This is a genomic window from Pantoea sp. UBA7232 (assembly GCF_002473195.1).
Classification (GTDB): Bacteria; Pseudomonadota; Gammaproteobacteria; order Enterobacterales; family Enterobacteriaceae; genus Pantoea; species Pantoea eucrina.
On the sequence record NZ_DKTK01000004.1, the window covers coordinates 81566 to 103214 of the forward strand.

Consider the following 21649-nt stretch of genomic DNA (forward strand, 5'->3'; position numbering starts at 1 on the left):
TTCCGCTATTAATGGCAGAAATAGCAGGATAAACTTGGATCATCCAAAAAAATAAATGCAAAAAACACCTGATGTTAACGCTCACTGATCCAATAGAGCAGGTCACTTAACAGCCACCCGCAGGATTTCAGACCAATAGACTTACGCAGTGGAAACTTGCCAACCTGTTCCAGTTTCCACGCTGTAGAGCGGGAAATAGAGGTAATATATTGCCGTTCTTTCTCACGAACTAATCGGTCACAGGTTTCACCATAATCTCGTAAGACTTTGATACGTTGTTCATTAGTTAACTTAAATAGCATCATTTGAGTTTCCTTGTTGATAGCGTGAAATTATCATGCTTGAGCCAGGACACATGCACAACACTCGCGATTCTCATTAAGGAACAGGGAATTAAAAATCAAATAAAATACATTAATATCAACTGGTTACGCGATGTGCGGGCTTTCCCTTATTAAGGGAGGTTATGATATGGCAGAGGAAAATGTGTACTCAGAAAGAAAATATTACAGAAGAGATATTTGAAGGATTCATGCTGGAGAAGAGTTGAATAGTGATTACAGAAACGGCTCTCCATAAAGTTAAATTTTCGTATTATCTGAGAATTACAAGCGTATTAAGAAGTAACTCTCAGATTAAAACAGGCTACTATTTAGCGTCCATTTTTTTGAATTCTGTACACCAGGCCTCAACAGTCTTTAACTCGAAAGAGTAATCAATTTTATATAGCGATACGAGGGAATCTAATTTTTTAAGTAAATCTTTTGCAACAAACTTATCAAGTTGATAATGTTCTTTGCTGAGAAGATAAATTGCATTTACTGCTGGAGGTCTTATTTTTGTTTCACCACGATTAACTTTTGATTTTTTTTCATCATTTGATAATTCTTTTTTCAGTTCATTATTTTCACCTCTGAGCATTTCAAGATCTTTGAGAAAATTTTCTTTATCCGCAAGAAAACCTTCCGCATCTTTACGATAGCTTTTTATATCATCTAAAAGATCGTTATTTTTTCTTCTTAAATCATTATTTATTCTAAGAAGTTCTTCAAAATTCCCTCTTGTAAAATCAGGATTTTCAACCATTTTCAACCCTTATAAAATCAATAAATAGTTTACAACTGCAATAAATTAAGATAAGTCATTACTGCGTACATTCAAGAAGTAACATATCGATTAGATTAAATCTGCACAATTGCGAATTAGCTCACAAATCCCTTTGCACACCCGGATGAGGACTTTACTGGACTGACTTACCCTCTCACACCTAAAATCCTGGCAGCAACTATAAGGAAATTTTTCATGAGCAAACATACATCATCTCTAGTGAGCAAAGCAAAAATCTACCGCGCCGTTGCCAGCTCGACCGCGATAGAAACCGGTGCTTCTGTACAAAAAATTGAGCAACAACTTGAACGTAACCAAGCGCAGGCAAAAGCCGTCGGTCTCGCCCGTTAATCTGGCAACATATCGCCCACCAGTTGCATCGTAAAGCAGTAGTTCCCTGACACACCTGCCAGCATGTATTGCCTCGAAGTAAAAGACCTTGAGTTCATCCCATAAGCTGTAATCCAGCAAATCTTTCCCCACCAGAACTGACAATACATCGCAAATTAACTGTAACAAGCATCCATCATCTTCCATGAACGGACGGTCCAAAATAAACGCCACACTGCATTCAACCAGATAGCTAGCCTCTGACAAGCCAGAGATTTCAGTTCACCAAAACGAGAGAGAAACGGCTTCTCATAGCCAGTAGTTGACGATTTCATGCACTCACATGTTCAAAAAATAGCGCCGCTGACGGATGACTTTCACAACCAACTGCTCGTTAGCAGCAGAACGCAACAAGCAGCGCTGACTGTGCACTGACTGCGGTGTTACATTTTCCGAAATTTTTTTACTAAAGTGGCCAAGCCACAGGCCGATAAAACCTAAAGTTATATTTCACATGATTATCAATATGATAATTTTTCAGGGACAACACAGCCCTGGTTTAACGGAACTTAAACATCTCTCTATGAATGACGATCTTAGGTCAACGCACAGTAACAATTCAGCACCGTTTAGACAGCCGTTATCTCCACAAGATGACGACGAAAATGGTAAAAAAAATATACCGACAGACCCGAGATTTACTCTCGATAAAGATGTCATCTTATCCCTGTCCACCCGCTCCTCTCTTGATGAATGTATGGCTCGTCTGCGTTTTCATAAAACGATCTACCAGGAATGGAATTTTTCAGCCGTTGATCCTATGGGGTCGACGGCGATACTAAATTTTTATGGCCCTCCCGGCACCGGGAAAACGCTTTGCGCCGAGGCACTGGCTGGACAGTTACGGATGCCCTTTATTGCTCTTGGTATTGCAGAACTGGAAAGCAAGTTTATGGGAGAAACGGCTAAAAATATCCAGGCTGCTTTCGCGCAGGCTAAGGAAAGCGGAGCGCTGCTCTTTTTCGATGAAGCCGACACGTTACTGGGGAAACGACTCTCCTCTGTCACACAAGGTGTTGATAATGAAGTTAATGCGATGCGCTCTACGTTACTGATCGAGCTGGAGCGTTTTGACGGCATTGTAGTTTTCGCGACTAATTTCGCACGTAACTATGATGAGGCGTTCCGCAGCCGTATTGGCTATCACGTTGAATTTACGCTTCCTGATCTTACAGCCCGTTACCATCTCTGGAACAAATTCCTGGTTGCTGAAATTCCACTCGCTGAAGAAAGAGAAAGCCTTCTTACCGCCGCAAGCGAACTATCCGAAGGCCTGGCAGGACGAGAGATCCGTACCTGTATGCGTCTGGCACTGCCTAAAGTGCTGCTGGAAGCAGAACGCACCGGAGAGGCTGCACAACTTAACATCGCTCATTTACGGAGTGCGATAGAACAGGTTTTGGCCTCCCACCAGGCGATAGCCAATCATTCGGGACGTACAACCAGTGAAGTCAACACAGCAAAAAAATTATTAGGTATCCAATAAAAACAACAGGAGAAAATCATGGGGTTATGGTCAGGTTTCAGCAGTTTTTGCAGCAGCGTAGCAAGTGCAGTGACAAGCACTGCTAGCCGGGTATGGAATGGTATTAAAGAAACCGCAGCTAAAACCGTTTCCTGGATGGCAGAAAAAGCTGAGACCTTTGTGGGAAGCGTAAAGAGCGTCTGGGAAAAGGTGAAGCCATTTATCAGTAATGTGATTCGCCCTATCGTGCAAAACGCAGCAAAATTAGCTGAAAAGATGTTGCCACAATTCCCGTGGGTGGGTGGCGCTTTAAAAGCGCTGGATAAAGCGTTGGGGCTGCTGGTCGAATGGGATAAGAGTGAGCTGGCGAAACGTATTGGTAAGGCCATTGAGTGGGCAATTAATAAAGCCAAACAACTTAAAGATTTGTTTCTTACACAGGAAGAAATGGATAAGGCCAGTGAGCATGAGCAAGCACTACGCGAAGCACGTAACCAGATGCGCGGGGAAGCAGCCAGTGCTGTTGATCTGGCGAGTCTGATTACCTTATATGCCCAACTCTCAACGCGTATTAAGGACGTCCTGGATAACATACAGATCAACGATTTCGAACATTATCTGCGGTTACGCGCTTCGCAGAAGTTACTGAAAGATACTGAGCAGCATCTTACGCGTGCGCAGGACATTGATACGATAACCGATGACGACCTGTTTCTTATTGAAACTGGCAACGAATTGCTAAAACCCAACCCTCAGTTGAGCGATGACGCAACGCAACGCCTGGATCGTGTTGTGATGGCACGTTTTGGCAAGAAGCTTATCCCCTTCGTGTTCGAAGAAATGATAATGGCCTGGGGGTATAACCTGCAGGATATGGAAAATGAATGGAAATCGCTGAATGACGATCTGTCGAAAGAACAAGTACTTCTGCGACGTCTACAGATTGGCCAGCGCCTTGGTGATCTTCAGGAAGATGAAGTACCAATGCTCAACGACCTAGAAGCTCGTTTACCAGTGCAACAGGCTGAGATGGAAGCAAGACGCAAACGAACCAATGAAATGCGTAATTATGTTTTTGCAGCAGAAGGATTTCTGCAAATGCTAGAAAAAGAGCCTGAAGAATTTGCTGACCAAGAATATTTGATGGAAGACAGCAGCACGGTTGGGATGATTATTATTGAGTGTGCTCAGTTTGGTAAGCGTTGGGAAGAACTTAATACCGAGCAACAAAGCTTAATTATCGATTTTGCCAATATCTTTGAAAAAGCCAGCCGCGCACGTGCAAGCAAGCTTGTCGAGGTGGCAGCATGACGTTTCATGAATTTTTTGCCTTTATATTGCCGGAATTCGACGTCATTCAGATGCTGTTTGGCGGCACAATGCTTTTTTTGGTTTTACTGACGATTGGTTTATTGCTCTGGCAGGCAAATCAGCGCTTTTGGGACAGAAAATGGCAAGGTGATGCACTGAATAATGGGGCAGACCATCTCGATGTTGATCATGGTTCAGTCAACGAAATCAGCGCAGCAGTTGCCAGCCCCGCAGAAAAAATGGCCGATATTATGCCGGGCATTTTGTTAATTTTAGGGTTGCTAGGCACCTTTCTCGGTCTGGGAATTGCCCTTAACAAAGCATCGGATATTTTGATTGATGCTAACTCCGCAGGCATGGATAACGCCATGTCGAATCTGATGGGGATGATGGAAGGGCTGGGGACGAAATTTAAAACGTCGACATGGGGGATCATGGCGTATCTGATCCTTAAAGCCTGTGCTGCTGGGTTAGGATATGACGAGAAGCGTTTGCGCTGGTGCGCACAGCAGATGAAACAAGTGTTTGACCAGTCTCGAGAGCAAAAGCGTGCTGAACATAAAGAGACCCAGTTGCAGTATCTGGCAGCATTACAGGGTTTGAACGATAGAATGCAGGTGGAAAGCGAAGCCACACGGCAGTTGCTGAGCAAGTTCTCTTCAGGTATGGAGTCGTTTTTACAACCCCTGATTGACCAGGGCCATGCTGCCGCACAACAACGCAAAATACAGGAAACATATCTGGAACAATTGACAGATATATCCCGTAGTACTCAGCAGCAACATATCGATGGATTGCAGCACGTATGCAACAGTATTCACGAGGAAAGCGAAAATTCCCGGCAGGCTAACCATTCACACCATGCCGAGGTAGCTGCGATCTATATGAGGATCGCCGGTCAGGGTGATAACGCTGAACAACAGCGTATTAGCCAGAATGAGCAATTGGTCAAACTGCAAGACCTCTTGCATGAAATTCAAAACGATATCGTTAAGGGTACCCAAGATCAGTCTGTGCAGGGGCAACAACAGATAACAGAGTTAACGACGACCCGAGAATCGTTACAGCACTTCATTAATACCAACAGTAGTAACCTGTCCGCAATTCAACATTCAGCCGAAAAAATGTCATCTGCAGCACAAGAAATGGGTAATTCCGCAGGTGATTTGCAACAGGTTATCGGCGATTTCCGTATGGGCATTACCGATATGTTAGGCACGGTTAAAACCGACCTTGGTTCCACCATCTCCCAAATGGGCGAAAGTTTTAGCCAGAATATGGAATCGATATCCACCAGTATGGCAAATGCAACAGATGGCATTTCCAGTGCAGTTACCGACCTTTCTCAAAACGTTGGCACCACAATGAGTGAAGTTCGAATTTCCATCGATCAATCGATGAAAACTCAGCGTGATGCGCAGCGTGAATTTATGATCACCAGTGAAACTTTAAATGAAAAAGTGATCGCTATGACAAAACTGGTTGATGATTTGCGTGAGCAAATAGTTAACGGGCTAACAGCGGTATCCAGCAGCAATCGGCAAGTAGCAAGCCTGAACAACCGTTATGCGGAGATGACGACATCAGGCGAAAGAAATGCAGATGCGATTGAAACGCTGGTGAATCAACTTCAACTCATGCAGAAAGAGAGCCCTCTTCAGCCGGGAATGGACAGGGTCACTGCAGGTGTCGGTAAACTGGTGCACAGCATTGAATCATTACGTGATGAAATGCTGAGTAATACTGATGCCTCTGCTGCACTTTCTTCGCTCGATGACAGATTGATCCGTTCTCTGGAAGAGCTGGGGGGGATTCGTAAAATGCTATCACCACCAGAACGGAACCACCTGGTTCAGCAAATTGAAAAAAGCCTGACGCCACTTGCCAATACATTGCAACATATCGACCAAACGTTATCGACCATGAACATCGTTAATGATGCAGTCTGAGGTACTCACTCATGAAAGATAAACCTAATGAGTGGGTCTCGATCTCCGACCTGATGTCAGGAGTAATGGCTGTAGTTATGTTACTGCTGGTGATGTCTGTATTACAGAAAACATGGTCAGATATTAAGCATAAGCAGGAAATGGAACAGGGAATCAATGCCCAGCGAGCCCGGGTAGGGGAAATGTTGGGAAGTATTAAAACCACGCTTGATGGAACGGCAAATGAAGGCTTAGTTGCGCTGGATGTCAACTCGCAAAAAATTACGTTGCGTGATGGAGTTTTCAATCGCGGCAGCGCCTGCATTGCATCTCAGGCAAGCCAGGCATTAGCGACAATTGAAACGCAGGTCGTCAGATTTCTTACCGAATTTAGAAGCGGACAAGTTTATATTGAAGGGTATACGGATAATCTTCCGGTTACCCGTCCGGTGACTAATTTTGAAAGTTTCTGCACTGTCTATGACGATAATTTTACCTTATCGGCAGCGCGTGCAAGAGAGGCGCGTAAATTTATAGTTGGCGATCTTGCTCAGGCTTTTGCACGTCGGGTGATTGTTGCCGGATATGGTGATTCGCAGCCTATTCCCGGTGTTGCACCGGAAGATGCACGTCAGCGTCGTATTGAAGTTCGGTTCGTGTTGCCAGAAAAGTAGTATTACCTGGCGTGATATTAATCGGAGTGTCTACGTGCTAAAGGCGAGAGCCTGTGCCGCCACCAATGTACTGTCATTTATTAGACGTGACCGCTCAGGCGGTCACCGAAATAAAGAAGAAAGTCTCCTATAACCCTCCGCCAGTATCTCGGCGGCATCGCAATTTTTTGATGCCGCAGAGAACACCAGCTACACAACGTTCTTACCTGATAGCCTTGTTCAGATAAATGCTACTTCCGCCCAAACAGGTTCACAACGTTGTTTTCCTGCTGCCGCTGATAGTTGTTGACCCTGTCTTCCCAGATCTCAAGCGCCCTACGCTTTTCAGTCAGGTAATCATAACGATCATAGTGTTTCGAGCTGACGTCATTCAAAGCGTGATTCTGGATACGGTCGCGGATCTCTTTGCTGATCCCCGCCTCCCCCATCAGCGTTTTACAGGTCCGGCGTAAATCTCGCGCCGTGAAAACTTTAAACTCAGGATTAAAGGCCCGGAAATACATGATCGAACGTGCCAGACTGTCGGTGCGCACCGGTCGCTCGCCGTTGGTCGAGAGTGGGAAGATATAGGGACTGTTACTTTCCTTAGTCAGTTCTTTCACTGAGGCTAATTCCTGTAGTGCCGATTCAGTCAGCGGGATCAGGTGTTCTCGTTTGTTTTTCGATACATCGGCAATTACCAGGAGCGTCTTTTGCTGCCAGTCAATCGCACTCCACTGGCTGGCTATCATTTCAAACGGACGCTGCCCGCCAGCATAAACACAGAAGCGGATAAGGTGTTGCATCAACGGTCCAACGTTGGTGGCCTCGGCGAACTGTTCCATGACAAAACGTAGCTCCTCCAGCGTTAACCATGTATCACCCACTTTCTCCGCTGAGGATTGCTTCGGTATCGCCGATACCGGGTTAACTTCGAGCCCGAACGTAATGCCCACACTGGTATTAATGGGATCGTTATCGGCTTTAAGCCCGTAGTTAAATGCCGCCATCAGGTAGGAACGAACTCGATTCGCATGCACCACCGCATCACGCTGGATAATGCCTGACAGGATGCTTTTGATCTGCAGAGGCGTCACATCCTTGGCTTTGGTTTCGCGAGGAATAACCGAATAGCACTCTTTTTCAAGACGTTTCAGTACATCGGCCCAGGTACGCTTATTGTCGAGTTTCATCTTGTTAACGTAGCCATGCACCAGTTCTTCAAACGATCCCTGTGAACGATGGAGCTGCATGATGTGCTGTTCGGCCAGGCGTTGTTGCTCAAGCTCTTGCTGGGGTTCTTTTCCTTCGACAAGCCAGGCTCCGTACTTTTTCGCCAGCTCATTGGCCGTCACCAGTTTCATCTCAGGCCAGATGCCCAACTGGATGAACTTCTCTTTCTTGCCTTTCTCAACGTAGTAACGGAAATAAAAAACTTTGCTGCCTGAAGGCTGAACCTTAACGCCAAGCCTGCCAGTACCACGCTGAGCGCTGTTGCTCCACACGTAGTACGACGTGCTTTTTGTCTTAAATCCACGTATAGCAGTCTCGGTAAGATTAGCGGCCATGAGGTTACCTTTCTAAGGATAAGCGTTACCTGACACGATGCCCATTTTGGGTCAGGTAACGGGTCAGGTAACGATAGTACAATGGGGAGACGAGACAACCAATCAGAAACAAAAACAACATCATAACCAATTGATTATAGACAATTAAAAATACAATAAGCGTCAATAGCGAACGATTAGAAACATGCCGATTTTATGACTCATAATCGCTTGGTCGCTGGTTCAAACCCAGCAGGGGCCACCAAATTTAATGATGAAAATCATACATTTAAGCCACCTTTCAGGGTGGCTTTTTTTGTTTCCTGATTTTAGAGTGGCGGCAAAATGGCGATGGCAGGAGTCAATGCCATATCAGAACTTCCCCACTTAATGCGAGAAAAGACGATCCAGCGATTGAATTACTGTTGTGAAAATCTTTATGGCATGCTGTAAAGATTGTTCTCACCCAGGCTCTCTGTACCAGTCAGATTTATCACATCACCCGGAGAAGCACCGGACGAAATCGATAAAAATAACGATGAGCGCAGCGCTCACTGCCAGTGCAGCATGCCGGAGTAGATCATTCGGGATCACTGTCATTCACTCGCTGATAATAAGCAGATCGTCGGTTTTATTTAAGATCCGCTCTCCTGTGCCGCTGAGCCTCTCAATGCGGCTGCCCTGCGAAGGCGAATCATGTCGTATCGCGCCTGCAGTTCACTGATTGCCCGTTTAAACTGCGCTTCCCCGGCCGGAGAAGCAGAATCTTCATAGCGGCGCAGCCACTCTTCAGCGGGGATATGCAGGCTGAATGCCTGTTGTGTGGAAAATATTGCTGACTTCAGCTCGCTGACGGTCAGGTAACGCCCCCGCTTCTCATCAAGCGCATTGAGCTTTTCACTGAGCAGGCTGAGTTTTTCCATCCCCTGCTGCCAGGCACCTGCCGCTTCCGGCGAGGCTGTCATCGCCTCTCTCCTGGCGAGCGCGTCTGTCAGCAGCCGGCGCGTTAACTCTTCAGCCGGCCAGATCGAGCCTGCCAGCAGCGCAACGTCGGCGCTGTAGCTCCCCGCCCTGCCGATACCGGCGGCATCAAGCCGTTCAGCCTGTGTTTTGATCGTATTGATCCACTCTGCGGCGTTGATACGCCGATCCTGCCGGATGCCTGCCCGCTGCTCTTCCGTCAGCGGATGAGGAAGCGCAGGTACGGCAGCAGAGAGCATACGCGTATTTTCACCGGGCTGGCGGGCATAAAGCCAGCCGCCTGCGCCTGTTGCGACAACCACCAGCATAGCGGCCATGCCGGCGATAAAAGGCCTGATATAACGGCCTGATGATGTCTGTTCAGGCGCTGATTCGGGATGAATAATAAAGGTCGGAGGCGTTGCCGTTACCGGAGCCGGGTCGGAAAGCGCCTCGCGCGGGCGGCTTCTGCGTACAGTCGTCATGTCGCTTTGGCCCGGTGACGGCTCTGCGTTTTCGGCTGCTGTTCTGACTTTATCACACAGCTGGCGGATACCGCTCGCGGCGTTGAGGCCCGCCTGCGCCAGATGCTGCTCAATCAGATCCAGATATGTGGCGCACGCCTTCAGCGCGATCTGCGTATCAGGCTTCTCCGCCAGCCAGGTGCGTAACAGAAACTGCAGGCGCTGAAAGTGCATTCTCAGGATCGCTATCCGGTCTGCAGGCTGGTGGGGCCAGAGCGTCTGCCAGCGTGAGCACATCAGTGCCTCCGTGACCCTGAGCCCCTCCTGCATCCCCTTAGCGCCGTCAAGATGAGAAAGCGCCAGCGTAAACCAGCAAACAGACTGCAGATCTGCTCCAGCCTGTCCGAAAAGCCGGGTGCAGCTCTCCATCACCTGCAGCCAGTTAATATCGGGCCGGGCGGGATGGCTGAGCTTCCTGATTTCGTTTTGCAGACAAATAAATTCGGGATGCAGGCGAGGGTCTCCGCCGGTCATCAGCACGTGCGGTTTCTGAGATGAAAAGGTCATAGTTATCCGCAGACCTGCCGGAAGCAGGTCCGTTATCAGAGTGTTAGCGGGAAGGTAAAGGCGAAGCGCCAGGCCGGCGATCTTATCTGGCTGGTGGCTATGGCTTAACGCATCACGTTCTGCTGGCGCAGATGCCGCAGCAGTACCTTTCCTCCCGGCATAAAGTCAGTGCCATAGCGCACCCTACCTACGACGTCCAGCCCGGCATCAATGGCATAACGCAGCTCACCGGGCTGCGTCTGTTCCAGCATCACCACATCAACCTGTTTCAGCCGGGGCTCATACTTCAGTAATACGTCAGAAAGAATATGTACCAGCTGATGTACGGTGCCGGGCAGCCCCTGCAGGATGAGCGTCATATCCGGCAGGCCATAATCGGGCAGATGAGCCAGGGCGCCGGCGCGGGTGTTCAGAATGCGCTGCAGGTTATCCAGCACCGACAAAATCACCTGTTCCCGTTCGCTCACCGCATCCAGATCCAGGCCGCCGCTGAAATTGCCGTAAAGCATGTCGTAAAGTGAAGGCTGCATCAGGGTCTTTCCCCTTTTTCCGCTACCAGCGTCAGCGTGCCGTCACCCAGCTCAATCACCCTGGCTTTGTCCGGGTGGAGGTCTGCGCGGGTCAGCAGTAGTCGCCACGTCTCATCCTGAGTATCTGGCGACAGAAACATTCCGGCCACCGCCACAAACCCGGTTCTCTCCTCCATGGGTACATCAATACTGACCGATTCGCCGGGACGCACCCGGATAGCCTTTTGCGCCAGCAGATCCGCTTTCAGAACCTGACTGCCAGCCGCTAACAGTGAAGGGTAGTCGGAGGCGTCAAAGGCCTGACGGTCGCTGAGTTGCCAGATGCGCACCACGGTTGAGAGCGCAGCGCCCTGCGCGTTGCGGTTGGCGCCTTCGCGGGCGCGGAAGTCGAGGTGCAGGGTGCGTATTTGTTTGTAAAAAAGAGATTTTGTGACGGACGCGGTGCCTTCGGATACTTTCTGCGTCAGGCCGCAGCCGCTGGCACTCAGCGCCAGCATCAGAGGAATAACTATTTTACCAGCGGTAGTCGCCCTGCTCATCTGTTTTAGTCCCTGAAGGTTGTTCCCGGACACGCTGATAACGCCCGAGCGGTATAGTGAGTAAATCGGGTTTATGCGAGGCGTTAAGGTTCCGCTGAGGCAGCACCGCGGTGCGGCCCAGCTGCTGTGCCGCTTCCCTCCGGCAGCTCAGCTGCGCATCCGGCAGCAGGGCGCGGTCAACGCACAGCTCCAGCCGTGCATCCAGCTTTGCTCCCAGATAGACGTGGAGCAGCGCCATCAGATCGCCGTGTAACTGTCCGCCGGGCAGCCAGCCGCGCATCTCCTCCGGGTTATCGGTGAGCAGTCGCAGTAGTACCTGTCCGTTAACGTCGGTGGCATGCGTTCCCATGACCGGACGACGCATCAGGCTGACCGGCTGTTGCGTGCTCAGACGTAAACGGCAGGACTGGGGAATACGACGCGGATCCCACGGCACTATCTGCGCGCGCGTATCCGGTGCCAGCAGCGCTACCAGCGAGGAGAGCCCCTCAGCGGTCCGGCCAGGCAGCAGCATGACCGGCAGCAGCGCCAGAAAGCGCGAAACCGGCGTGGCGATGTTTTGCGCACAGCCGTCTATTCCCAGGCCAGCCAGCCCCAGCAGATACTGAGAGGTTTCATCGGTGCCGCCGGCGGCGAACGTGGCCGGATAGGTGTATTTGCGCCAGATACGGTAAAACTGCGTAGTCAGCCGGTGGCTGAAGATATCCAGAAAATCCTGCAGCGCCTCGTGTCCTTCACGCTGCCGGGCGATATCGTCGATATAGTGCGTCGGCAGCGGAGATGCCGTGCCATACAGCCCCATAAAATTGATGCGTACCGTGGGCGGAAGGTGCGGATCCCCGGCGGTTTCAGCCGCGCGAATTTCGCCGGCCGGAAATCCCATGCCCGGATGCGGCCTGAACCGTACCGGCTCGTGTCGCACCTGCCAGACGCTGCCCGGAACCGGCGCTTCAGGATCGCACCTCTCCAGCAGCTGGCAAAAACGGTAAAAATTTATATGGGAAAGCTGGTCGCCCAGCCGTGCGATCAGCCGGGCAGACACTGACTGTGATTCTCTTTCCATCGGATACATTTTCCTTCAGGCCGGACTATCAGCGAAAGCTGAATGAACTGATTCATGTCCGCATACAGTGACAGAAAGCGGTTAAGCATTTCACCAAACAGGTGGACATCGCCGTCACCGGTAAAACCGCTGCTGTCGAGCGTCACTTCAACATCGAGACCGCGCAGCAGATAACCCGACTCAAACCGCTGCAGACGATGCTGCTGCACGTCAAGGATCGCCTCCAGCCTGCGGTTACAGCGTTCATCATCCTGCCAGTTATAGAGCGCCAGCGTGCCGCGCAGCACCTCTGCGCTGTTCATCATGTTGATAAAGCCAGAGCCGAGATGGCTGAGCACCCGCCAGTGAAAGCGGTCCTCAGCGGGTGGATAAGCAGGCAGCGTCGGGCGGGTAAGATTGCGCACCGTCACCGGCGTCTGCAGCATCTGTTCGCAGCGATCCAGCAGCGTGCTCTGCAGCGCGCGACGCGGAAGCTGGCCGTTGGTACCGGTAATGCGCAGCGAGAGCGTGTCGCGGGAAAGCAGATCGTCTTTCTCCCACTGCTGACCGCCGAGGATCAGCCAGGTGTCATGCAGGCCGGTGACGCCCCGGCGCACGCGGGTATGAAAGTAACGTTCCGGAGCAAGACGACGCATCATACCGCCCCGGTGCCGGAAGCTGGTGAACGGAACATACTCAGCCGCACCGGTCAGTCCTGAACCGCTGACCGTATCCACCGAGTAAATTTCCGTGTGCCCATCCTGCAGGCGCTTTGCGCGCAGCAGATACTCGCTCTCCAGTCCGTTCACAATCAGCGGATCGGCTTCCAGTGCAAACAGGTTAATCACCGGCACGCAGTGCAGGCGCAGAGAGCTCTCTTTGACCGGTAGATCACTCTGCCACGGCTCGCTGAAGACCACCTCGATATCGACGTATGCCAGCCCGGGCGGAAGCGCGAGCGTCTCCAGCCCATTCAGATTCACAAAACGGAATTTCTCAGGAAAGGTGAAGTACTCCAGCAGCAGCTGATAGCCGCTGAAAGCGCTCTCCCCCTTTGGCCAGAGCCGGTCACCCTCGTCAAATCCGCCGGGGCTGAACCAGCCGTCAAAGGCCCTGCGCTCCGGCTGCCCCGCCTCGCGAATGTACAGCGCCGCCTGGCAGCGGGTCAGCCTCTGATGCAGTGCCGTCGCCACGGGCAGATCTTCTCCCAGCCACAGGCTCAGCTGGCGCAGGTCACACTGGCTCCAGTCCGCCTGCCCGCTGCTGGTCAGGCGCAGGCGCAGCACAGAGCGCCCATCCGGCTCAGTGCCCATAGCAACCCCGGTGACCACCAGCGGGTTAAGCGTGACCGGCTTCGTGGTGCGATAGCGGCACACGGTATTTTTAGGCCCCACGGGACGGGAAAAGATCTCCAGTCCTGCAGGCGCCGTCTCTGCCATCTTCATTTTCGGCAGGTCCGGCGTCAGCGCCACTACTGCGAGCGATGGAATGGTGCGCAGATAGTGCGGCCAGAGCATGCTGACCAGGCCTTCGGTCAGCTCCGGCAGGTCATCATCGATCTTCTGACGCAGCCGTCCTACCGAGAAGGCAAAGCCCTCCAGCAGGCGCTCCACAAACGGATCCGGCGTTCCGGCACGATCCAGGTTGAGCATCGCGGCGCGGTCAGGGTGCGTTTCGGCAAACTCTTTTGCGGCGTCGCGCAGATAGCGCATTTCAATATCGTAATAGCGCAGCGTTAAGTCTTTCATATTCTGACGAGCCTCTCTTATTTGAACGCACCCAGACCAGTCATAAACCGGAGAAACGTCAGCGATATCGGAAAGAAAATAATGTCCGCTGCAGCCGCAACCGGGGTAAGAACCACATTAGTCAGAATATTACCGGCATGAATATTGATGACCTGTTTATCGGTCCACAATTCAATTTCGTACTGACTGGCAGTTTTACTCAGCTGAGCGCTTTTTAAATTGACGAGCTCTGCGTGATTGATGACGCCTTTTATTTCTTCCCTGCTGACAAACGTATTATCAAAATAATTAAAGCCTGTCGGCTGCATATTCTGTATTTCTGTTAATGTCATCATTCCTTTGAACCATTTATATTTAAATTAAAGAAAGAGGTCAGACCGCATTAAGAAAAGAGTACTGACGCTCGCGCCGCATCGATAGTCACCAGCCCGGCCAGCAGCTGTTCCATGTCAGACTGCAGGCGGGCTTTATCTTTTTCACTCCGGCCTGCGCGGGCACGCAGTAACTTCAGCCGGCGGGACTTGACTTCAAATAACAGCGCTGGCTCCCACTCCGCCAGCGTCATACTCTCTGCGCCAGCATCGAGCGCGCCCAGCAGCTGCAGTGCCAGTTCCTGCCGACCAGACTGCTCAGCAATCCGTGCCATCAGCAGGCGAAGGAGCCACTGCTGGCGCGGAGAGTGGATACCGGGTCGCTGCTGCAGCCAGGTCAGCGCAGCGGTAATGCCCTCTCTGTCTGCCAGCTCAGTCGCCTCGCTCTCCAGCAACAGCACCTCATCTTCCGGCATGCTCGCCGCAGCGGCGGGATCGGGTCCGAACGCACTCTCCGTTATCATGACCTGCTGCCGGATCCAGCTCAGCGTCACCTCATCCGCAAACGGCATGCCGTCGCTGAAGGCCAGCGTTTCCAGTCCGCGCAGGCGGGAGAGCAGCCCTTTCAGATCGTCCTGAACAATAGCCGCAAACTCCGCATGCCCCGATCGCAGCTGCGCCTGGTGCTGATACCACTGCAGGTCAAGCCAGAAATGGTTTGTTCCCCGACTGAACAGACTGTCCGCCTGCTCAGCCAGCTCGGCCCAGCTCTGCTGAAGCCAGAGGCGTTTAAGCAGCGCGCGCTGGTCAGATTTTGGTGGCGTCACACAACTGTTGCCGTTACCTGACAGCAGCGGCAGCTGACTGAGCGTGTCATAGCGGATGGTTTTCATCAGCCGGTGTGCGGCCAGCGCGCCATTTGGCTGCTCGCGCAGATAAGCTGCCAGCGTTCGCGCCTGTTCCATCAGCTCCCGCCCGGAGCTGATGGCAGCCAGCGCTGGCGCAGCTGAGGCTGAAGACGCGTCTGGTTGCAGGCTGTCTGCTGCCGTCAGCGGCACTATCGCATCAGGACCACCGGCGTTAAGCAGCCGGGACTCCAGCGCGCTGTAAAGCCCTGCGGAATGGGTGCCGCCCTGCGCCCTGCAGATGTCATCAATAGCCAGCAGCGCCGCCACGGTGCGCTGCGCCGTGGCGGTCGTCACCTCCGGATAGAGCGTCAGCGTATCCAGCACGCGCGCGCTGGATATAAAATTCAGCGCCGCCTCGCGACTGCGCGTCCGCTGCGGATGCAGGTTGTCACCAAAGCGCTGCAGCAGGCCCGCCAGTAAGGCAAGTCCCTCAGCAAACCCCTCTTCGCCATCCTGCTGCAGGCGGGCCACGCAGTACCAGACCGCTACGCGGATATCTTTCGCTTCCGAAGTCAGTATCTGCTCCGCCAGCGAACAGATCAGTGCCATATCCGTGCCAGACAGGCGGTTCATCTCCTCCTGCATCCGCTGAAACGTATCGGTATAGGTCGGGTCTTCACCGGCAGGATGGCTGGTGCTTACAGGCTGCAACCAGTGCTCCCATAAGAGAATATGCTCAGCAGCCTGCGCGCGGAGCGGTTCCGCATCCATGCCGCAGGCGCTAATCAGAGATTGCAGAGGCATCACTCCTCCTCAATGAATTCAGCGTTACCAGGCGGGTTCTGGGTGCTGCTGGTGAGAAAAATATCGGACGGGAGCGTAAAGTTGCGCAGCTTCAGCAGCGCCAGCGGCCCCTCGCCGGCTTCGGTACGCAGGATGTAGTTTAACGGCCGCCCGTCGGGGGCATGCCAGGTCAGCTGCCAGCTGCTGCCCAGCCCTGGTCTGGCGCTGACGTGCGCCTTTTCCAGCAGGCGGATCAACCCCCAGCTGCCCGGCATCTCACCGTACAGACGAGTGCCTGCTTTGGTGCTGATCCAGCTCAGCGATGCGCCTGGCGCGTCGGTGTCAGCAGGCCAGATAAAGCGCCGCCAGACCGGCTGCTGATTCATATAGGTCAGCTTCTGGCTGTCGATTATCAGGTCAGTCTGCATTACGTCTGCTGCCGTTCCCGGACGCAGCTCAAAATGCAGGCCGGCATGACCGCTGGCAAATACCACGTCAGCAATCTGACTGAGCTGATTAAGCGCCCGCAGAAAAGCGGGATTAAATGTCAGTCCGCGGGCGTTAATGCGGTCCGGTACCCAGCGGGTCCCTTCGCGATGGAGTACGCCACTCAGACGAGCATGCAGAAAGCGGGTAAGGCGTCCGGTGTCCGCATTCAGATATTTCGCCAGCAGCGGCAGTGATACCTCGCTGCTGACATTTTTGAACGGGTAGCGGCCGCCGAATGCGCGGTTCCACTCATTCACTACGGCCTGCTGCCACTGTGCGTTGAAGCTGCCTGCAGCCGGCATCAGCACCTGCTGCCACGCCTGTTCTATCGGGCGCACAAACACCGTCTGCCCGAACCCGCTCCACTCCTGCCCCAGTCCGGCGGCGACCAGGCTGCCGTAGTCGCGTGTCTCCGTCAGGTCAACGCTCTTTCCCTGAAATACCGTCCGGGCCAGCGCCTGCGTCATCGCCTGCGGATCTGCCGCGCTGGTGACCTGCTGCAGGCGCAGGCGCACCTGCGTTACGCGCGTCAGGAAGGTGCGCAGGTTCATCGTGCTGCTGCTCTGATTATCGGTCAGCGCCAGCAGCGGGCCGAACGTGGCATCAAGCGGCCCCTGCGGGCCGCTGCGCTGATCAATCACCGGGCGCTTCTCCCGGTTAAAGAGGTTTTGTGCAGATTTCACCAGCGAGTCGCTCATCGCGCCGCCGCTCTGTGCGGTACGCCCCTGCACATTGAGCGTGTTCATTAACGCCACCAGCGGCGACTGCCTGACGTCCGCTATCAGCGTGAGCTGGTCAATCGCATCGGAGAGCGTCGGCGCGGGCTGCAGGCGCAGACTATTAAGGAAGTGCAGCCAGGCCGCACTGTAATCGGCAAAGTAGCGGCTGGCGAGCCTCGCTTCCAGCGCCTCAGGCGAAGCCGCCTCACCTGCAGGCGGCGGTGCATCACTCAGTACCCAGTCCATCTCTTCACGCCGCTCACGCGCCACTTTTTCAATGGCAGGTTTAACGCCCTCTTCCCACGCCTGACGGGTGAACATGCCGGGCACAATTTCATCAGTGATAAAGAGGCGAGCGGCATCCGTATCGCCGGTCATATCGGCCAGCCGCATATCGGCGTACTGGCGTTTTACTTTGGAGATCACCCGCTGATACTGCCGCGATTCACTGTTGGTTACCCCCATCTGACGCACCAGCAGGGTGCGTACCTGCCCGACCAGATCCGGGTCTGCTTTCAGCGCCCATTCGGGGTGAGTGATCAGATGCTCTGCATAGAAGGCCAGCAGCGTCTCCCCGGCTCCCTGCCAGTAAGCCTCATCCAGCCCCTGCCGCTGTGTCCGGTTCTGCATCAGCGTCTGGCTGAACCAGCTGGCGTCCATACGTTCAGGACGCGTCAGCATCAGATAGAGTCTGAGATGCACATAGGCCTGCTTTGACTGCGTTTCACGCAGCGGGCTGTCAGGCGGGAGTGCGGCATAAGTCTGCAATGCACCGGTGAGCCAGGCTGCGGCAGCGTCGCGCAGGAGGGGCTGTGCTGCTTCAAGGTAGCGAGGCCACAGAGCAGAACGCAGTTTTTCGTTCTGACTAAGCCCGGCGCGCTGATACCATGGCACGCCATGTTCTGAGCGATGCTCCAGGCGAGCCAGCGTGTGCTGAAATTCAGTTAGCGCTTTCATACGTTGTTCAGGCGACTGATTCAGCCTGACGGCAAGCGCGGCCTGGGCATTTACGTCAGCTACCTGTCTGTAATTAGCTATATATGCAATACATATCCACGCAGCCCAGCCCACCATTGTCAGAGAAGCACAAGACGCCATTATCTTTTGCCATGGAATGCCCGGCTTACGTGGACGAAGATCTGCAGGAAGCATCTGGACTGACGCAGGCAGAACATCCCAGCATTTATCCATGCGCCAGTGGTGCATAGCAGCTTGCCTGGTACCCGCAGAAGGCTGGCTGAACACCAGCCCCGCGAGCGATAGTGGGCTGGACGAATTGAGCATCACTGAGAGGAGCGCGGTCACGTTCGCCGATCTGCGGCTGAGCTGGTCAGCGAGCGTCAAAAGAAAGTGATGGTTTATATCACTACAGGTTTGCTGCAGCCCCTGCGAGATGAGGACCGGCGTCAGGGCAGTCAGCGTTTCTGTTAAAGCCTCATTATGACAGCCGGCAGGTAGCAGACAGCCAGTGGCCTGCGTGATGCGACCTTCCGGCTTACCGGCGCACGTATGCAGGGACCAGACATATAGCGGAAGCTTCCAGCCCAGCGCATCCATCCGGGCGCGAATGGCATGAAACGGGGGATCCATGATGCTCTCAGAAGGCAGCGACAGCCGCTGCTCCAGTCCCGGCGCTGATAACTGATCGAATGCCCGGGTCACCCATACTACTCCATCAACCGGACGGCGGCGCAATTTGCGTAACGCTGTCAGCCAGGCAATGTCAGCAGGTGAGTTGAGATCGCCCCCCCACAATAGCAGCGTGCCACGGTCTTCCTGCCAGAGCTGATCCGGCAGGCCAGGGGTTAATTGTTCCACTTCATCAACTGCGCCGGTTATCAGCAGGATGCGCGTTTTACGTGCCCAGCAGCGACCGTGAAGATTGCGCAGGGTGAGGCGGATAGCATCAACGGTGACGGTGCGTGGTGCGGTCTGTGCAACACGGCTTTCATCAGCAGGCAGGGCATTCTTTCGCTTAGCCTCTAAGCGATGCCAGCTCTGCTGAATAACCAGACTCATTGTTTTGCTATGACGAAGCATCATCAACAGAAATAACGCACCGGCAAGTACCAGACTTTTCATAAGCGTAGTATGTAGCCCAATCCTGTCGCCAAAGTGCCATATCAGCCAGACAATCCCTCCTGCAATAAGGGCGGAGAATCCCAGCCGGCCCCATTCTCCACGCCATAAAGAGTCACCTGTTTTCATTAGTTATATTCCCTGTTTGCACCGTATTAATAAATTTCTGCTCATCATCCTTTGAGAGCATCAGGCAGTCCGCTTTTTGTATATTGACGATATCGCTGGCTACAGCAGCCAGTATCCATGGAGAGAAGGGGCCACTTATTCCGGCATATTTTTCCAGCCAGTGAAGCTGTTCAGGTTTCCAGTAACCGCCATATTCTCTGGCTGAATTGAGCAAACGAAAAAATGCATTACCCCAATCCACTTTGTCACCAACGATACTGACCGTTGAACAGGCCTGCGTTTGCGTTGAGAAAAACGTATCCAGCGACGTTTCTGATATTTCCCTGTCAAGTGCCATTGGACGCAAAATACGGGCGTTGAAAGAGAGGTTGAATTTTGTGACCACATCATCGGAGGTCATCATAAGAAGAGCCAGCGCATCACTATACGCATCTCCTCCCTGAGTCTGATGAATCAGGATTATTTCCACATCCAGCGCAGGCGCGCGAATTCGCTCATCCAGTGAAAGGAAGGACTTCGACTTAAGAATGGTCAACCGGGGTCCCGGGCGATCGGGAATATCTCTCTGCCAGGCATTCATAAATGCAGCCTGCAACGCAGGCAAATCATCAGAAAAATCGGTCAGCAATGTAACGACAGGTACGATACCTGAAGGCAACGTTGCCAAAGCCTGATTTACCCCTGCTAGCAAAACAGAAAAGTGCGCCTCAGGAGTGCGCAGAGCGATTCGTCGGGATAAAAATGTGCTTTGCTCCAGTGTTGGCGGAGAAGCCAAAAGAATTTTAGATGTCAGATTTGCAGGCAATATAACACCGCTGTGCAGGACTGCGATGTTGCGGCCAGCCCACTCTTCCCACTGCTGTTGTGCAAATTCTGCTTCATTTAATTCAAATTCATGTCTGTTAAACGCGTTGTTGTAGAGCCAACTGCGCAGGCAGAGAAAGAATATCCAGATAACAGCAGGAAATGAGGTGGCAGCCCAAAGATTATATGCTTTAAGTACTCCTGCCAGTTTATTAGCATGCAGGACAAATAATAGTATGCACCCGACCAGTGCCAGAACCCCTGCCATTATCCACAGGGTGAATGAAGGCTCTTAGGGCTTAGCTGATATTATTGATTTTTGACGCTCCCAACTCATTATTTATCCTATTGCGCAATCCGGCGCACTGGAAATAACCTGACAGCCACATTCGCAGTGGCAACCATTAACAACCACGGCTTTACCATCTGATATCCATTCTGGCGAGCCATCGATAATAGCATTAATGCCATGGCCATTTATCGGGCAACTTATTTTATCGCCAACAAGGGCAACACTCTTTCCATTAATTACCATTGTTGATGAGACGGAAATGACCTGTCCACCATGTGTGGTTTTATCACCCAGCAACACAAAACCTTTCGACATATTGAGACCCATCTTTAATTTCGCATATAAATTTCATTATGCATGTAATTTTATTAGTTCTTTTGCTTAATATCTTTTAACTTATCACACACATTGTAATCACCTTTAGAGCAACTATTTTTGAAAAGTTCGACGGCCAGCTCCTTGTTTTCAGCAACTCCATTGCCATCAAAGTACATCGTGCCCAGGTGATACATCGCCGAAGGCTGGCCTTGTTTTACTGCAATCTCAAGCCAGTTTCTGGCTTTGGCATAGTTCATTTCAGCTCCCTTACCATTGAGGTATGCATAGCCTAAATTCATCTGGGCAGTGGCATTGCCATTTTTCGCTGCTTTCTCATACCAGTAATTCGCCTTTTCGTAGCTTTGCGCGGTTTCTTTTCCGTAATAATAGATATCCCCTAAATCAACCTGAGCATCCGTGTTTCCGAGTTCAGCAGCGATCTGGTAGAACTCGAAGGCTTTTTTCATATCCCGCGGAACCCCCATACCTAAATGATACATATTAGCTATTTTATTTGCATCGTCCGCCCTGGTTGTTGATATGGTATCGGCAATGGTTGTTGCAGAAAATAAACAAGCAGAGATAAAAATAAAAAATAAGCTATTCGATGGCTTCATGAAAAATCC

19 protein-coding genes and 1 pseudogene are annotated in these 21649 nt (G+C 52.2%); 5 read left to right on the top strand and 15 right to left on the bottom strand.

The genetic code is table 11. From position 1 onward, the window contains the following. Positions 1–74: 74 nt before the first annotated feature. Together B4056_RS01585 and B4056_RS01590 are read right to left on the bottom strand one after the other, a co-directional pair. The gene (locus B4056_RS01585; protein WP_103821863.1) at positions 75–305 is read right to left on the bottom strand and encodes a helix-turn-helix transcriptional regulator; all 231 of its coding nucleotides are present in this window, start codon (positions 303–305) and stop codon (positions 75–77) included. A gap of 343 nt (positions 306–648) precedes the next feature. Continuing rightward, entirely contained in the window at positions 649–1086 is a 438-nt protein-coding gene (locus tag B4056_RS01590) for a hypothetical protein (protein ID WP_288653625.1), read from the bottom strand. 216 nt (positions 1087–1302) lie between these two features. Here B4056_RS01590 and B4056_RS01595 point away from each other — a divergent pair, with 216 nt between their 5' ends. Continuing rightward, the gene (locus B4056_RS01595; protein WP_103821861.1) at positions 1303–1458 is read left to right on the top strand and encodes a hypothetical protein; all 156 of its coding nucleotides are present in this window, start codon (positions 1303–1305) and stop codon (positions 1456–1458) included. On the opposite strand, the pseudogene B4056_RS01600 reads toward B4056_RS01595, so the two are convergent. After that, positions 1455–1754 (bottom strand): annotated as a pseudogene (locus B4056_RS01600) (hypothetical protein); the annotation flags it as partial. The gene B4056_RS01595 and the pseudogene B4056_RS01600 overlap by 4 nt on opposite strands. Positions 1755–1951: 197 nt before the next feature. Between B4056_RS01600 and B4056_RS01605 the strand changes: the two are divergent. The 4 genes from B4056_RS01605 to B4056_RS01620 are packed head-to-tail and all read left to right on the top strand — an operon-like array spanning position 1952 to position 6875. Beyond that, positions 1952–2983, top strand: a complete 1032-nt coding sequence (locus tag B4056_RS01605) for an ATP-binding protein (protein ID WP_288653627.1) — start codon at positions 1952–1954, stop codon at positions 2981–2983. Between the two features lie 18 nt (positions 2984–3001). After that, positions 3002–4273, top strand: a complete 1272-nt coding sequence (locus tag B4056_RS01610) for a hypothetical protein (protein ID WP_288653628.1) — start codon at positions 3002–3004, stop codon at positions 4271–4273. Then, positions 4270–6222, top strand: a complete 1953-nt coding sequence (locus B4056_RS01615; protein ID WP_288653629.1) for a hypothetical protein — start codon at positions 4270–4272, stop codon at positions 6220–6222. Before B4056_RS01610 ends, B4056_RS01615 begins: the two co-directional genes overlap by 4 nt. A gap of 11 nt (positions 6223–6233) precedes the next feature. Next, positions 6234–6875 (top strand): OmpA/MotB family protein, encoded by a 642-nt coding sequence (locus tag B4056_RS01620; RefSeq protein ID WP_103821272.1) that lies wholly within the window; start codon positions 6234–6236, stop codon positions 6873–6875. A 230-nt stretch (positions 6876–7105) separates the two neighbouring features. Here the strand turns inward: B4056_RS01620 and B4056_RS01625 are convergent, their stop codons facing one another. The 12 genes from B4056_RS01625 to B4056_RS01680 all read right to left on the bottom strand — a co-directional run bounded on the left by B4056_RS01625 (position 7106) and on the right by B4056_RS01680 (position 21640). Then, entirely contained in the window at positions 7106–8422 is a 1317-nt protein-coding gene (locus B4056_RS01625; RefSeq protein WP_288653631.1) for a tyrosine-type recombinase/integrase, read from the bottom strand. 614 nt (positions 8423–9036) lie between these two features. Next, complete coding sequence (locus B4056_RS01630; RefSeq protein ID WP_288653632.1) at positions 9037–10392, bottom strand: VasL domain-containing protein; 1356 nt, start codon at positions 10390–10392, stop codon at positions 9037–9039. A gap of 104 nt (positions 10393–10496) precedes the next feature. Beyond that, positions 10497–10922: a type VI secretion system baseplate subunit TssE gene (gene tssE, locus B4056_RS01635; RefSeq protein ID WP_288653634.1), complete on the bottom strand. Its 426-nt coding sequence runs from the start codon at positions 10920–10922 to the stop codon at positions 10497–10499. Then, positions 10922–11461, bottom strand: coding sequence for a type VI secretion system lipoprotein TssJ (gene tssJ, locus B4056_RS01640; protein ID WP_288653636.1), 540 nt, complete (start codon positions 11459–11461; stop codon positions 10922–10924). Before tssJ ends, tssE begins: the two co-directional genes overlap by 1 nt. Continuing rightward, the gene (tssG, locus tag B4056_RS01645) at positions 11436–12533 is read right to left on the bottom strand and encodes a type VI secretion system baseplate subunit TssG (protein ID WP_288653637.1); all 1098 of its coding nucleotides are present in this window, start codon (positions 12531–12533) and stop codon (positions 11436–11438) included. Before tssG ends, tssJ begins: the two co-directional genes overlap by 26 nt. Further along, entirely contained in the window at positions 12488–14251 is a 1764-nt protein-coding gene (gene tssF / locus B4056_RS01650; protein WP_288653638.1) for a type VI secretion system baseplate subunit TssF, read from the bottom strand. Before tssF ends, tssG begins: the two co-directional genes overlap by 46 nt. A 17-nt stretch (positions 14252–14268) precedes the next feature. Beyond that, on the bottom strand, positions 14269–14586 hold the full coding sequence (locus B4056_RS01655) for a hypothetical protein (protein ID WP_150034692.1): 318 nt from the start codon (positions 14584–14586) through the stop codon (positions 14269–14271). Between the two features lie 47 nt (positions 14587–14633). After that, the gene (tssA, locus tag B4056_RS01660; RefSeq protein ID WP_288653641.1) at positions 14634–16217 is read right to left on the bottom strand and encodes a type VI secretion system protein TssA; all 1584 of its coding nucleotides are present in this window, start codon (positions 16215–16217) and stop codon (positions 14634–14636) included. Beyond that, positions 16214–19609: an ImcF-related family protein gene (locus B4056_RS01665; RefSeq protein WP_288653643.1), complete on the bottom strand. Its 3396-nt coding sequence runs from the start codon at positions 19607–19609 to the stop codon at positions 16214–16216. Before B4056_RS01665 ends, tssA begins: the two co-directional genes overlap by 4 nt. Continuing rightward, positions 19596–20681 (bottom strand): hypothetical protein, encoded by a 1086-nt coding sequence (locus B4056_RS01670; protein ID WP_313110036.1) that lies wholly within the window; start codon positions 20679–20681, stop codon positions 19596–19598. Before B4056_RS01670 ends, B4056_RS01665 begins: the two co-directional genes overlap by 14 nt. A gap of 72 nt (positions 20682–20753) precedes the next feature. After that, positions 20754–21020, bottom strand: coding sequence for a PAAR domain-containing protein (locus tag B4056_RS01675; RefSeq protein WP_288653644.1), 267 nt, complete (start codon positions 21018–21020; stop codon positions 20754–20756). Between the two features lie 53 nt (positions 21021–21073). Next, a complete protein-coding gene (locus B4056_RS01680; RefSeq protein ID WP_288653647.1) occupies positions 21074–21640 on the bottom strand; it encodes a tetratricopeptide repeat protein in 567 nt (188 codons plus the stop codon). Between the last annotated feature and the right edge of the window lie 9 nt (positions 21641–21649).